Source organism: Sorangium sp. So ce448 (assembly GCF_051520915.1).
Taxonomy (GTDB): Bacteria; Myxococcota_A; Polyangia; order Polyangiales; family Polyangiaceae; genus Sorangium; species Sorangium cellulosum_B.
The window spans coordinates 10,169,679-10,184,764 of record NZ_CP150343.1 but is presented as its reverse complement, the minus strand read 5'-3'; the positions used below and the strand labels follow the sequence as shown (position 1 = coordinate 10,184,764).

Here is a 15,086-nt window from a genome sequence, read left to right as displayed (position 1 = left end):
TCATGTCGCTATCAGGCTTCGACCTGTCCGATGAACAACAGAAGCTCGTCGCGATGCTCCTCGGCCAGCAGGGCATCGCGCTCGACGACAGCGCCGGCCCGAAGCTCCGCATCGATCGGGAGCGACGGAACGAGCCCTTCCCCCTGACGGACGTGCAGGGTGCGTACTTCCTCGGGCGGAGCGGACACTTCGAGCTCGGCAACGTCGCGTGCCACGGCTACCAGGAGCTCGACGTCCAGGGCCTCGACGTGGAGCGCTACGAGGAGGCGTGGAACCGGGCCGTCGCGCGGCACGACATGCTGCGCGCCGTGGTGAACCCCGGCGGGACGCAGACCGTCCTCCGCGAGGTCCCGCGCTTCCGCGTCGACTTGACCGACCTCCGCCGCCGGACGCCCGAGGAGCGCGAGCAGGCGCTCCGGGAGGTCCGCGACGCGATGTCCCATCGGGTACCGGACCCGCACCGCTGGCCCATGTTCGCGGTCCGCGTATCGCAGCTCGACGACGGTCGCGCGCGCATCCACATCAGCTCGGACGCGCTGCTCCTCGACGGCCACAGCGCGGCGCTCCTGCAGAGCGAGATCCGCCGCTTTTACGAGGATCCCGCGTTCGATCCCCCGCCGCTCGCGGTCTCTTTCCGCGACTATGTGCTGTACCTGCGCGCGCAGCAGGATACCGAAGAGTGGCGCGAGTCCGAGCGTTACTGGAAGCGCCGCGCCGAGACCCTGCCGCCGGCGCCCGAGCTGCCGCTCCGCGTGCGGGCTTCCGACATCGAGCGCCCGCGCTTCGTCCGCCGGCAGCACCGCCTGGAGCCCGCGGTGTGGTCGCGGCTCAAGGACCGGAGCCGGGAGCACGGCGCTACGTCGTCCGTGCTCGTGCTGGCGGCGTTCGCCGAGGTGTTGCGCCGCTTCGGCAGGCGGCGCGACTTCACCGTCAACCTGACGATCTTCGATCGGCACCCGGTCCATTCCGAGATCGACCGCATCGCCGGCGACTTCACCAGCACGCTCCTGGTCGAGGTCCGCGATGGCGGCGCGACCTTCGCCGAGCGCGTGCGCGCCCTCCAGGAGAGCTTCCTCCGCGATCTCGAGCACCGCCGGGTGAGCGGCATGCACGCGCTCCGCCACTACGCGCACGTACACCGCCGAACGGGGGCCGCGCTCATGCCGGTGGTGTTCACAAGCATGCTCGCGATCGGCCCTGCCGGCTGCGCCGCCGCCCCCGCCGGCCACCTCGGCGAGCTCACGTACTCGGTCACGCAGACGCCGCAGGTGCTTCTCGATCACCAGCTCCACGAGGACCACGGCGCGCTGGTCCTCGCCTGGGACACGGTGGAGGACGCGTTCGCTCCGGGGGTGCTGGACGCGATGTTCGCGGCGTACGTGGGGCTGCTCGAGCGGCTCGTCGAGGACGGCTCCTCGGCGTGGCAGGAAGGGAGCCCGGTCGGTCTGCCCGCCGAGCAGAACGCGCTGCGCAGGCGCCAGAATGCCACCGGCGCGCCGGAGAGCGGCGATCTGCTGCACAGCGCCTTCCGCCGGAACGCGCAGGCGCATCCCGAGCGCGAGGCGCTCGTCTGCGAGGATCGGCACTTGTCGTATGGCGAGCTCGCCGAGCGTGCGGCGTGGCTCTCGGCGCGCCTGCGCGCACGCGGCATAGCCCCCGGCGAGCTCGTGGCGGTCGTGATGGAGCGCGGCTGGGAGCAGGTGGTGGCCGTGCTCGCCGTGCTCGAGGCGGGCGGCGCCTACGTGCCCATCGACGCGACGCTGCCCGAGAGGCGCATCCACGCCTTGCTCGAGGCCACGCGGGCGCGCGTCGTGCTCGCGCAGTCGTGGGTCAAGGAGCGCCTCGCGCTGCGCGGCCGCGCTGCCGTCGAGACGGTCGACGACGCGGGTCGGTGCGCGCCCTCGCAGGACGCGCCGAGGCAGAGGCCCGAGGACGTCGCCTACGTCATCTACACCTCCGGCTCGACCGGCACGCCGAAGGGCGTCGTCATCGAGCACCGGAGCGCCGTCAACACGATCGAGGACATCAACGAGCGCTTCGATGTTGGCCCCTCCGATCGCGTCTTCGGCGTCTCGTCGCTGAGCTTCGACCTGTCGGTCTACGACGTCTTCGGCACGCTCGCGGCGGGCGGCTGCCTGGTGATGCCCGGCCGGGGCCACGACAAGGATCCCGAGCGCTGGCTCGCGCTCGCGCAGCGCGAACGGGTGACGCTCTGGAACAGCGTGCCGGCGCTCCTGCAGATGCTCGTCGACTTCGCCCAGGGGCGCGGCGCTTCGCTAGCGGGCCTGCGGGTCGCGCTCCTGAGCGGCGACTGGATCCCGCTGGATCTCCCCGAGCGGCTGCGCAAGGTTGCGCCCGGCGCCCGCGCCGTGAGCCTCGGGGGCGCGACGGAGGTGTCGATCTGGTCGATCGTTCACCCGATCGAGGGCGCGCTGCCGGGCTGGACGAGCGTGCCGTACGGCCGGCCGCTTCGGAATCAGCGCTGGTACGTGCTCGACGAGCGGATGGAGGAGTGCCCGGACCACGTGACCGGGGAGCTCTACATCGGCGGTCTCGGCCTCGCCCGCGGCTACTGGGACGATCCGACCAGGACCGCCGAGCGCTTCGTGACGTGGTCGTGGACGGGCGAGCGGCTGTACAGGACGGGGGACCTGGGTCGCTACCGCGAGGGCGGCGTGCTGGAGATCCTCGGCCGCGAGGACCAGCAGGTGAAGGTGGGCGGCCACCGGATCGAGCTCGGCGAGATCGAGGCGGCGCTCGTGGAGCACCCGAGCGTGAGGGAAGCGGTCGTGGCGGCGCAGGGAGAGGCGCAGGACAGCCAGAAGCAGCTCGTCGGCTACGCGGCGCTGCGTCCGGGGACGCAGGCCAGCGAGGCGGAGCTGCTGCAGCACCTGCGCGAGCGGCTGCCGCAGCACATGATCCCGCGGCACATCCGGCAGCTCGACGCCCTGCCGCTCTCGGCCAACGGCAAGGTCGACCGCCGCGCGCTTCCCAGGGTCGACGTGAGCGACCGCTTGGGCGAGTACATCGCGCCGCGCACCGACCTCGAGCGCACGCTCGCCGGGGTCGTCGCCGAGGTGCTGCGCGTCCCTCAGGTGAGCGTCAAGGCCCGCTTCCTCGAGCTTGGCGCGACCTCCCTCGCTCTCGTTGAGGTCCACAAGGTCCTCGAGGCGCGGCTCGGCCGAGAGATCGCCGTGCTCGACCTGTTCGAGCACGGGAGCGTGGCCGCCCTCGCGGCGCGCCTGGATACGGCCTGCCGCGACGTCGGTCCTGCAGCTGGCGAGGGCGCCGCGCGAGCGACCCAGGACCCCGTGAGCCTCGCGCGCCTGCAAGGGGCGCGGCGCCGGCAGCAGCGCGCACGGAGTCGCTCGACCGAGAACGAGAGCGAGAGCGAGAGCGAGAGCGAGGAGCAGCGATGAGCGAGGACAGGCCCTTGGACGAGACGAACGCGGTAGCGATCATCGGCATGGCGTGCCGGTTCCCCGGCGCGAAGACCGTCGACCAGTTCTGGGACAACCTCCTGCACGGCAGGGAGTCGATCGCGCGGTTCTCGATCGACGAGCTCCGCGCCGCCGGCGTCCCGGAGGAGCTCGCGAAGCACCCCGAGTATGTGCCCGCAGGCGGCGTGCTCGACGACGTGTACGCCTTCGATGCCGCGCTCTTCGGCTACGCGGAGGGCGAGGCGGAGCTCATCGACCCGCAGCAGCGCCTCTTCCTGCAGTGCGCGTGGGAGGCGCTCGAGGACGCCGGCTACGCGCCGCGCGGCGTCTCGGTCCCGACCGGCGTCTTCGCCGGATGCAGCGCGAGCACGCACCTCCCGCCCGCGCTCATCGACCCGAGGGAAGGAGCGACGGCGAGATCCCTCCGCCTGCTCACGGCGAACGACAAGGACTACCTGGCCACGCGCGTCTCGTACAAGCTCGACCTCAAGGGGCCGAGCCTCACGGTGCAGACGGCGTGCTCGACCTCGCTCGTGGCGGTGCACCTCGCCGCCCAGTCGATCCTGAGCGGCGAGTGCGCGATGGCGCTCGCGGGCGGCGCCACGATCACGCTCCCTCAGGAGGTCGGCTACCTCTACCAGGAGGGGTTGATCCTCTCGCCCGACGGGCGGTGCCGCGCCTACGACGAGCGAGCGGCGGGCGTGGTCGGGGGCAACGGCGTGGGCGTGGTCCTGCTCAAGCGCCTCGCGGAGGCGATCGCTGACGGCGATCCCATCTGGGCGGTGCTGCGCGGCTCGGCCGTGAACAACGACGGCGCGGACAAGATCGGATACACCGCGCCGAGCGCCGAGGGGCAGGCGCGGGTCATCGCCGAGGCGCTCGCGGTCGCCGATGTCTCCGCCGCGAGCGTCGGCTACCTAGAGGGACACGGCACCGGCACGCCGCTCGGCGATCCGATCGAGGTGCAGGCGCTCACGCGCGTCTTCCGTGCCGAGACCGACGCGCGGTCGTTCTGCGCCCTCGGCTCGGTGAAGAGCAACATCGGGCACCTCGACGCGGCGGCCGGCATCGCGAGCCTGATCAAGGCCGCCCTCGTGGCCCACCACGGGCAGATCCCCCCGAACCTCCACGTCGATCGGCCGAACGCGAAGATGGAGATCGAGCGGTCCCCCTTCTATCTCGCCAAGGAACGGCGCTCCTGGCCGGCCGGCGCCGCGCCTCGCCGCGTCGGCGTCAGCTCGTTCGGTTTCGGCGGAACGAACGCTCACGCTGTCCTGGAGGAGCCGCCCCGGCGCGGGCGCAGCGAGCCGTCGTCCCGCATTCGCCCGGTGGTGACGCTGTCGGCGATGAGCGACGAGCGCCTCCTCGCGCTCGCGGGCGCATACGGCGATCTCCTCCGCGACGACGGCGGGCCGACCCACGACGTCGCCGACGTCGCGTACACCACCAACGTCGGCAGGCACCACTTCACGCGCCGCCTGGCCATCGTCGTGGACTCCCGCGACGAGCTGCGGCGTGCTCTGGGGTTCGGAGCGGAGGGCGCCGAACGGCGACCCGGAGCGCCTGGCGGCAACCTGAACGCTCGCCGCGAACGCCAGACGGCAGCCGCGCCCGTCTTTCAGAGCAGCGGCGCGCACGCTCTCTCGGGCATCAAGCCGGTCTTCCTCTTCACCGGTCAGGGAGCGCAATACGCGGGGATGGCGAGGGGGCTCTACGAGGCGCACCAGCCGTTCCGGGCCGCGTTCGACCGCTGCGCAGCCGTCCTGCGCGACCGGTTCGACCTCGTCCGGATGGTCACCTCGCTCGACGGGGGCGAGAGGATCAAGGAGACGCGCTACGCGCAGCCGTGCCTGTTCTCGGTCGCGTTTGCGCTCTCCGAGCTCTGGAAGGCCTGGGGCGTCGCGCCGGCCGCCGTGCTCGGCCACAGCGTCGGCGAGCTCGCGGCCGCCGCCGTGGCCGGCGCGCTGAGCCTGGAGGACGCGCTCCGGCTCACCGCCGTGCGCGGCGAGCTCATGCACGGCGCGCCCGGTCCAGGGGAGATGGTGGCCGTGTTCGCGTCCCGCGGCCTCGTCGAGGACCAGCTCGCGGGCGGACCGGGGCCGGTCGCCATCGCGGCGCTCAACGGCGAGGAGCGCGTCGTCATCTCGGGCGCGCGGGACGCCGTGCGGAAGCACGTAGAGGCCTTCGAGCGCCGGGGCGTCACCACCCGCCCGCTCCACGTCGCGCACGCCTTCCACTCGCCGCTGATGGAGCCTGTCCGCGACCCGCTGCGGCGCGCGGCCGAGGTCCCGCACCACCCTGCGAGCACGGCCCTGTTCCTGAACGTGGGCGGCCGGGTGCTCCGGCCCGGAGAGCGGCTCGACCCCGCCTACTGGCCGGAGCAGCTCCTCTGCCCGGTGGAGTTCGCGCGTTGCCTCGGGCTCGCCGCGCGCGAGGGCCACCGCGTGTTCCTGGAGATCGGACCCCAGGCCGTGCTGACGAAGCTCGGCGCCGAGGTGCTCTCCGGCGGCGATGCGGTCTTCATCGCCTCGCTCTCCGGTGGCCAGGACGATCGCGACGCGATCTCGGAGGCGCTCGCGCAGCTCTACGTCGCTGGCGTGGACATCGACTGGGCGGCCGTTCACGACGGCCAGGGCCGTCGCGTGCGCCTCCCCGCGACGCCGTTCGAGCGGGTCGAGCTCCGCGGCCCCGCGGCGGAGGCGCCCGAGAGAGCCGTGCAGGGAGGCGGCAACGACGTCTTCCCCGATCTCATGCGCGCCGGGAGCGAGCAGGCGGAAGCAGGGCTCGTCGCGCTCGATCTCGCGATCCACGTCGAGGAGGAACGGTCCCTTGAGGATCTGTGCTCGTCCTACTTCCGCCTCGCGTTCGGGCACCTGGGGCTCTTCCGGGGCGAGGCTCGGGGCGGAGGGCTCCGTCAGGCGACCCGGAGCCCGGAGGGGGACCTCGGGTGGTCGACCCCGGAGGAAGCCTGCGCAGCGGCCGGGGTCGCTCCCCGCTTCGTTCGCGTCGTGCGCTCCGTCGCCGAGACCCTCGCGGCGCGTGGCGAGCTACGGCGAGGTGACGGCGGGCGCTACGGCGAGCTCGCGTCGATCTCGCCGGAGGCGTGCGCGCGCGCCGAGCGCGCCGCGGCGGCGTTCCATGCGAGGACGTCCGCGCTCGGGGAGATCGTGCTCGCCATGGGCCGGGCGTTGCCCGCGGTCCTGACGGGGGCGCGCGACCCGCGCGCCGCGATCTTCAGCGATGGCAGCGTGGACGCCGCCTACCGCGTCTACGCGGAGCTCCCGACGTCGCGCTACTTCAACGGGATCGTGCGCGAGGTCGTGCGCGCCCTCGTCGAGAGCGAGCTCCGGCCGGCGCGGATCCTGGAGATCGGCGGCGGCACCGGCGCCACCACGGAGCAGATCCTCCCGCTGCTCGACGGCGACACGACCTACGTGTTCACCGATGTATCGCGCGTATTCCTGGAGCGCGCGCGAGAGCGCTTCTCCTTCTATCCGAAGCTCGAACTCCGCCTCCTCGACATCGGCAGGAGCTTGCTCGAGCAGTCGTTCGCTCCGCACAGCTTCGACCTCATCGTCGCCGCGAACTCCGTGCACGCCGCGCCGGACCTCCGGCGCGCCCTGCAGAATGCCAGGAGCCTTCTGGCACCGTCCGGTGTGCTCGTCCTCTATGAGGTCACGCGCAACAGCCTTACCGCTGATCTGACGACGGGCTTGCTCCTCGGCGACGTGACCGATGGCGAGCTGCGCCGCGGGCGCATGTTCCTGGAGGAAGACGGGTGGGAGCGCCTGCTGGCGGAGTGCGGCTTCGTCCAGCGCAAGGCGCTCCCGGACGCGGGTTCGGCAGGGGCGCTCATCGGCGAGCGGGTGCTGGTCGCGCAGGCTGGGGGGAAGCGGCGGGCCTTCGTGGGCGCAACGGCAGCGCGCCGCGACCGCGCGCCGGATGAGGCCGTCCGGGCAGACCTGTTCTACGGCATCGACTGGCGCCCCGCGGCGGAGCTAGCGGCCGCGCCGCGCTCGACCGACGCGCTGCGCGGGACCGCCTGGATCGTCTGCGCGGACCGCGGCGGCTTCGCGCGCACGTTCGTCGAGGCGCTCGCGAGGGCCGGCGCGCGCGCCTCGGTGGTGCTCACGCCGGACACGCCCGGAGGCGAGGCAGCGTTCGCGGGCGTCACCTGCCACGTGGTCGATCTCGACGAGCCTGAGGGCCTGGCTCGCGCTGTGCGAGCGATCGACCAGGACCGAGCCCTCGCCCGGCGATCCATCGCCTGCTTCTGGGGTTTGGACGCGGAGCGCGCTGAGACCGTCGCCGCCATCAGCGCTGCGCAGCGCCGGCACCTGAAGGGGATGCTGCACCTCGTTGGAGCGCTCGACGGGACCTCGTGGGAAGACCTCGAACGGTTCCTGGTCTTCACCCGCGGCGCGCAAGCGATCGGCGACGAGGCTCCTGCCGTCGCCGAGGCGCCGCTCCTCGGCTTCGTGCGCAGCATTGCCGTGGGGCACCCGGAGCTGCACCTCCGGCTCGTGGATGTCGACCCGGCCATGGCACCGCAGGATCTGGCGCCCGTGCTCGATGTCCTCACGCGGATAGGGCCGAACGAGGAGGTCATCGCGCTGCGCGGTGAGAGGGTGCTCGCGCCGCGTATCCTGCGGATGTCGCGGCGTGACTTCGGCGCGGCCGACGCCGAGATCCCGGTGTCGCCCGATCGCACCTACCTCGTCGTGGGCGGCCGCGGCGGGATCGGGATGAAGGTCGCCGAGCGGCTGGCCGACAAGGGCGCACGGCGCCTCGTGCTCCTCGGCCGGTCGGAGCCCGGCGAGCGGGCGCTCTCCCTCGCAGAGGACCTGCACGGGCGCGGCGTGAAGGTAGAGCTCGCTCGCGGCGACGTGACCGATCTCACGGCGATGCGCGCGCTCGTCGATGGGATCCAGCGTTCCGGTGCGGCGCTCGGCGGCGTCGTCCACAGCGCGCTCGACCTCGGCGCGGGCATGTCGTCAGGGCGTCCTCTGTGGGACGAGTTCGCGACCGTCCTCGCACCCAAGGTCGAGGGGGCGTGGGTGCTCCACGAGGTCACGCGCGACCTCTCTCTCGACTTCTTTCTCCTGTTCTCCTCTTCCGTCAGCCTCGTTCCGGCGTACGGCTTGCCGCATTATGGCGCGGCGAACGCGTTTGTGGATGCGCTCGCGGCATTCCGTCGTGCCCGAGGCCTCCCCGCGCTCAGCATCAGCTGGGGGCTCTGGCTGCATGTCGGCGCCGTCGCGGATCCGGTGCACGCCGCGCAGGTCGAGCGTGGGGGCCTGCTGGGCCTCACCCCCGAGTACGCGCTGGCGTGCCTCGATCGCGCGTTCGCGACGCGGAGGGCGCACCTTGGGATCCTCGACGCCCGCTGGCCCGAGCTGCTGCGCGGCTATCCGCGGAGCGCGGTGCCCGCCATCTACGACGAGGTCGAACGGCCCGCGGCCCCGGCGGAGCCGGTCGAGGACGATGCCGCGGGCCGCAGGCTCAAGGCCTTGCCCGAAGGCGCGCGCGCTGCCGAGACAGCGGTTCACGTCCGCCGACGTCTCGCCCGGATGCTCCGCATCGACGAGGGGCGAATCGAGCCTACCGCCAACCTGATGGAGCTCGGCCTCGATTCGTTGATGTTCCTGAACCTCACTGCCTCGCTCTCGAAGGAGCTCAGTGTCCGGATCGCACCGAACAAGGTCCTGCGCGCCGCGAATGGGGTGCCGACGGCCGGCGCCTTGACCGAGCACATCACCGCTGCGCTCAAGGGGGCTGAGCCCGCACAAGACGACGACCCGCGCGCCTTCTTCCGGGACGACGAGGCGGGGCGGCACGACCCGTTCCCCCTGAACGAGGTGCAACAGGCGTACTGGATCGGCCGCGGCGCCGAGATGATCCTCGGCGATGTCTCCTGCTACGGCTACTCTGAACTCGACTGCAAAACCCTCGAACTGGCGCGCCTCGAGCGCGCCTTGCAGCGCCTCATCGATCGTCACGACATGCTGCGTGTCGTCCTCTTGCCCGACGGCCGGCAGCAGGTGCTCGAGGCCGTGCCCGCCTACCGGATCGAGCTGCTCGACCTCTCGGGGGCGTCCAACTCCGAGCGGGCGGACAGGCTTGCTGAGGTCCGCGGCTCGCTCTCGCACCGGGCTGCCCCGTGTGATCGCTGGCCGCTCTTCGATATTCGCGCCACGCGCATCGACGAAGGCACCACCCGCGTCCACATCGGTATCGACATGATCGCCCTCGACGGCCGCAGCATGGCCATCGTGCTGCGCGAGTGGGCCGAGCTCTACGAGGTGCAAGGCCGGGAGCTGCCCCCGCTCGGCGTCCGCTTCCGCGATTATGTCACGGCCCAGCGCGCCTTCGAGCGCTCCGCGACGTACGCACGCTCATGGCGCTACTGGGAGGCGCGCCTCCAGGACATGCCGCTCGGACCGGCGCTGCCCCTCGCCAAGGATCCGGCGCGCATCCAGAAGCCGCGCTTCGAGCGCCGGGGGCACCGGCTCCCGCGCGAGGCGTGGTCGCGGCTGAAGTCGCGGGCGGCGCGCTTCGGGCTCACGCCCTCGGGGGTGCTGCTCGCCGTCTACGCGGAGGTGCTCGGCGCCTTCACGCGTCGCCAGCGGTTCACGCTGAGCCTGCCGACGTTCAACCGGCTGCCGATCCACCCGCACGTGCAGGAGGTCGTCGGCGAGTTCACGACGTTGACGCCGCTGGTCGTCGATCGCCGGCAGGGGGCGACGTTCGTCGAGCGCGCGATGGCCGTCCAGCGGCAGCTCCTCGACGATCTCGAGCATCGCCATGTGGGCGGCGTGCGTGTGCTTCGCGAGCTCCGGAGGATGCATGAGGACCGGCCGGAGCTCATCACACCGGTTGTCTTCACGAGCCTCTTCGGCCTCGATCGGCAGGCCGACACGCAGCAGGCGGACGACGCCGCGCAGACGGCGAGGCTCGGCGAGATGGTGTTCAGCATCAGCCAGACGCCGCAGGTCCTGCTCGATCACCACGTCCACGAGAGCGAGGGGCACCTCGGTGTCTACTGGGACGCGGTCGAGGAGGCGTTCGCGCCGGGCGCGCTGGAGGCGATGTTCGCGGCGTACACGGGGCTCCTGGAGCGGCTCGGCGAGGAGGGCTCTCCGGCGTGGCAGGAGGCGAGCCCGGTCGGCCTGCCCGCCGACCAGGCCGCGCTTCGCCGGCGCCAGAACGCCACCGGAGCGCCGGAGAGCGGTGAGCTGCTGCACAGCGCCTTCCGCCGCAACGCGCAGGCTCATCCCGAGCGCGAGGCGCTCGTCTGCGACGATCGACGCCTCTCGTACGGCGAGCTCGCCGGGCGCGCCGCGTGGCTCTCCGACAGGATCCTCGCGCGCGGCGTGGCCCCCGGCGAGCTCGTGGCGGTCGTGATGGAGCGCGGCTGGGAGCAGGTGGTGGCCGTGCTGGCCGTGCTCGAGGCGGGCGGCGCTTACGTGCCCATCGATGCGACCCTGCCCGAGAAGCGCATCCACGCCTTGCTCGAGACCACGGGCGCGAAGCTCGTGTTGACGCAAACCGCGGTGAAGGGGCGCATCACCCTCTCTCAAGACATCGAGATCGAGACGGTCGATGATGCGGGGCATTGCGCGCCGTCATGGGGTGAGCCGCGCCAGGGTCCTCACGATCTCGCCTACATCATCTACACGTCCGGCTCCACGGGGGTCCCCAAGGGCGTGATGATCGAGCACCGGAGCGCGGCCAACACCGTGGAGGACATCAACGATCGTTTCGGCGTGGGACCGGAGGATCGCGTCTTCGGCATCTCGTCGCTGAGCTTCGATCTGTCGGTCTACGACATCTTCGGAACGCTCGCCGCGGGCGCCTGCCTGGTGATGCCGGAGCGGGGGGCCGAGAAGGACCCGGAGCGCTGGCTCTCGCTGTTGCAGCGCGAACGGGTGACGCTCTGGAACAGCGTGCCTGCGCTCCTGCAGATGCTCGTCGACTACGCCGAGGGGCGCGCGGCGATGCTCGATCTTCGGCTCGCGCTGCTCAGCGGCGACTGGATTCCGCTGGATCTGCCAGGCCGGCTGCGCAGGCTCTCTCCCGGAAGCCGGTGCATCAGCCTCGGAGGCGCGACGGAGGCGTCGATCTGGTCGATCGTTCACCCGATCGAGGACGCGCTGCCGGGCTGGACGAGCGTGCCCTACGGCCGGCCGCTGCGCAATCAGCGCTGGTACGTGCTCAACGATCGAATGGAGGAGTGCCCGGACCACGTGACCGGAGAGCTGTATATCGGCGGTCTCGGCCTCGCCCGTGGCTACTGGGGGGACGCCACGAAGACGGCCGAGCGCTTCATCTCCTGGGCCGGCGCTTCAATGAGCGGGGCCTCGCTCGGACAAGCCGAGCTGGGCCCTCCAGCGCCCATCGGAGAACGGCTGTACAAAACAGGTGATCTCGGCCGGTGGAGAGACGGGCTCATCGAGCTGCTCGGTCGCGATGATCAACAGGTCAAGGTCGGCGGCCATCGCGTCGAGCTCGGCGAGATCGAGGCGGCCTTCGCTGCTCACCCTTCCGTCAAGGCGGCAGCGGTCGTCGCGCACGGCGACCCCAGGGACAGCCGCAAGCAGCTCGGCGGGTATGTCGTGCTGCGCGACGGCGCCCAGGCGAGCGAGGCCGAGCTCCTGCAGCACCTGCGCGAACGGCTGCCGGAGCACATGGTGCCGCGGCACGTCCGAGCGATCGACGCGCTGCCGCTCTCGGCCAATGGCAAGGTCGACCGCAGCGCATTGCCGAGGATCGACGCAGCCGAGCAAGTCGGCGAGTACATCGCTCCTCGCACCGATCTCGAGCGCCATGTCGCCGCGCTGTGGCAGGAGATCCTCGGAGCGCCTCGCGTCTCTCTGCGATCGAGCTTCTTCGAGCTCGGCGGCGATTCGCTCGCCGCCACCCGCTTCGTCCTGGAGCTCGAGCGGCGGCACGGCCTCAAGGTGCCGATCCGCGCGCTGTTCACCGAGCCGGTGCTCGAGCGCCTCGTCGCCCGGATCCAGGCCGCTTCATTGGAGACCTCGGCGACGGGCGAGGAGCTCGGACGCGCGGTGCCACATGACGTTCTGTTTCCGCACTCGACCGCGACGGAGCTCGCGTGTGCGCCGGAGGACTCCGATGGATCACGGCGCGGCATCCAGGCAGTCCGGTTGAACCGGGCGGTGGATACGGGGCAGATTTTCTGCATCGAGGCGCCGGGAGACGGCCTGTGGAGGCACGATGCGCTCGCCCGAGCGCTCGACGGCCGGGCGACCGTGATCGCCGTGGAACATGCTGCAAGCGAGGGAGAAGATCTTAGCGTCGATGCGCTTGCCGACGACTGCGCTGCGGTGTTGCATCCGCTCGGCAGAAACCGAGTCCCCTGTGTGCTCGTGGGCTGGTCATTCGGCGGCGTGATCGCGCTCGAGGTCGCGCGCCGCCTCCGGGACGCCGGCGCGCCGCTCGTTTCGCTCATCCTCCTCGACAGCGCGGCGCCTTCGGTGGTTCGTGACGGCGTCGAGCGGTGGCTCGACCTGCCGCTCGACCAGGTTCCCGCGGGCGCGCTCATCCAGGCGTGGGATGCGTCGCGGAATGAGGCAACGCCCGCGCATCGCGGCATTCTCCGCCCCGGCGACGATGCCACGACATGGAGGCGCATCTCCCTGCACCTGTCGGCCAAGCTCCGCGCCCTCGGACGGTACGAGCCGCGAGCTTACGCCGGGGACGCGCTCCTCATTTCGGCGCAGGCGTCCAGCGGCCCATCGCTCGATCTCCCGCCGGATCGCGGGTGGACGCCGATCCTTGCCGGACGCTTCGAGATCGAGACCCTCGAGTGCGGGCACTATGACTTCTCGCTCGATCCCATTGCGTCGCACGTTGCTGCGATCGTCGTGCGCGTGCTGGAGGGGACGGCGAACGCCGATACCCGACCCACGTCGAAGGGGACGGCGAACGCCGATACCCGGCTCACGTCGGAGGAGGTTGCGCAATGAGCGATCGAGGGCGCTGGCTCATCAGGAGCGCACCGAGCGCGAAGCCCCGCGCGCGGCTTCTGTGCTTGCCCCATGCGGGCGCGGGTGCGTCGCTCTTCCGACTCTGGCCGGAGCGGGCGCCCGAGGGGGTCGAGGTCGTTCGCGTCCAGCTGCCCGGTCGGGAGGAGCGCGCGCGCGAGCCGCCGTTGCTCTCGATGACGGCGGTCGTCGAGGCGATTGAGCGTGAGCTCGGCGATGGGCCGCCGACGGTGATATTCGGACACAGCCTCGGGGGGCTCATCGCGTTCGAGCTGGCGAAGCGCCTCCATGAGGCCGGCGCCACGCCCGCGCGGCTCTTCGTCTCCGGAGCGCGTCCCCCGCACCTGCCCGATCCGCACCAGCTCCACCGCCTGCCGGAGCCGGATTTCATCGAGGCGCTGCAGCGGCGAGGCGGGATCCCCGACGATGTCCTCCGGCACGCTGAGCTCCGCGACATGGTCAGTCGACTGCTGCGCGCCGATCTCGCCCTCGCGGAGACCTGGCACCGCCCCGAGCCCGTCGCCCTGCCGGTGCCCATCACCGTGTGCGCCGCGAGGGCCGACACCGTGGTTTCCTGGGAAACGACCGCGCAGTGGAGCCTCTGTTCGACCCGGGGTTACGAGCGCGTCGAGCTGCCCGGAGACCACTTCTTCGTCAAGCAGCACGACGCGCTCGTGATGGCTGCCGTGTTCCCCAGGATCTTCCAGGCCACTGCGACGAGATGAACGACTCCACACCTTCCGTGCAGCTGCGCATTCGCGGGCTGGACAAGACCTACCCCGGCGGCGTCCGCGCCTTGTCCGGCATCGAGCTCGACGTCGGCCCTGGACTCTTCGGCCTGCTCGGGCCGAACGGCGCCGGCAAGAGCAGCTTGATGCGGACGCTCGCCACGCTCCAGCGACCGGATGCAGGCTCGATCCACCTCGGCGAGACCGACGTGCTCGCGGACCCGGCGGCGCTCCGGCGCCGGCTCGGCTACCTGCCCCAGGACTTCGGCGTGCACCCCGGCGTGACGGCGCGGGGGCTGCTCGATCACATCGCGTTGATGAAGGGCCTTGTGGACGGCCGCGAACGCTCCCGCGCGGTTGATGCGCTCCTCGAGCGCGTCAACCTCGCGGGTACGGCCGACCGCCCGGTCGCGGAGTTCTCGGGCGGGATGCGGCAGCGCGTCGGCATCGCGCAGGCGCTCCTCGGCTCTCCGCGGCTCGTGATCGTCGATGAGCCGACCGCGGGGCTCGATCCGGCCGAGCGCAACCGGCTTCACCAGCTCCTCTCGGAGATCGGCGCCGAGGCGATCGTCATCCTCTCCACGCACCTCGTGGACGATGTCGCCAGCCTCTGCGCGGATATGGCGATCCTCTCGGGCGGCCGCATTGTCCGTCGCGGGCCGCCCGCAGCCGCGTGCGCGGAGCTCGAGGGCAAGCTCTGGCAGGCGCGTCTGGCACGCGCGCGGCAGGCCGAGGTCACCCGAGACCTACGGCCTCTACAGGTGTCTCCGAGGAGCGGCGACGTCGTGGTTACGGTGGTGAGCGCGACGCCGCCCGGCGACGCGTTCCGCCCGAAGACGCCGGAGCTCGAGGACCTCTACCACCACAGCCTGCGCGAGGCGTCCGCGTGACGACCCCGGCGACGTGGGATT

The 15,086-nt window shown here is 71.7% G+C and carries 4 protein-coding genes; all 4 read left to right on the top strand.

What is annotated here, in order from left to right; genetic code table 11:
* Positions 1–2: 2 nt before the first annotated feature.
* Genes WMF45_RS38415 through WMF45_RS38400 form a run of 4 tightly spaced genes read left to right on the top strand, consistent with a single transcriptional unit; the run spans position 3 to position 15,065 of the window.
* The gene (locus WMF45_RS38415) at positions 3–3,419 is read left to right on the top strand and encodes a non-ribosomal peptide synthetase (protein ID WP_437710905.1); all 3,417 of its coding nucleotides are present in this window, start codon (positions 3–5) and stop codon (positions 3,417–3,419) included.
* The gene (locus WMF45_RS38410) at positions 3,416–13,429 is read left to right on the top strand and encodes a non-ribosomal peptide synthetase/type I polyketide synthase (RefSeq protein ID WP_437710904.1); all 10,014 of its coding nucleotides are present in this window, start codon (positions 3,416–3,418) and stop codon (positions 13,427–13,429) included. Before WMF45_RS38415 ends, WMF45_RS38410 begins: the two co-directional genes overlap by 4 nt.
* The gene (locus WMF45_RS38405) at positions 13,426–14,172 is read left to right on the top strand and encodes a thioesterase II family protein (protein WP_437710903.1); all 747 of its coding nucleotides are present in this window, start codon (positions 13,426–13,428) and stop codon (positions 14,170–14,172) included. Before WMF45_RS38410 ends, WMF45_RS38405 begins: the two co-directional genes overlap by 4 nt.
* Complete coding sequence (locus tag WMF45_RS38400; protein WP_437710902.1) at positions 14,169–15,065, top strand: ABC transporter ATP-binding protein; 897 nt, start codon at positions 14,169–14,171, stop codon at positions 15,063–15,065. Before WMF45_RS38405 ends, WMF45_RS38400 begins: the two co-directional genes overlap by 4 nt.
* The last annotated feature ends 21 nt before the right edge of the window (positions 15,066–15,086 follow it).

Bases quoted from the DNA above. Each gene is read 5' to 3' on its own strand.
- WMF45_RS38415 (WP_437710905.1), top strand. From the start codon at position 3: ATGTCGCTATCAGGCTTCGACCTGTCCGATGAACAACAGAAGCTCGTC.
- WMF45_RS38410 (WP_437710904.1), top strand. From the start codon at position 3,416: ATGAGCGAGGACAGGCCCTTGGACGAGACGAACGCGGTAGCGATCATC.
- WMF45_RS38405 (WP_437710903.1), top strand. From the start codon at position 13,426: ATGAGCGATCGAGGGCGCTGGCTCATCAGGAGCGCACCGAGCGCGAAG.
- WMF45_RS38400 (WP_437710902.1), top strand. From the start codon at position 14,169: ATGAACGACTCCACACCTTCCGTGCAGCTGCGCATTCGCGGGCTGGAC.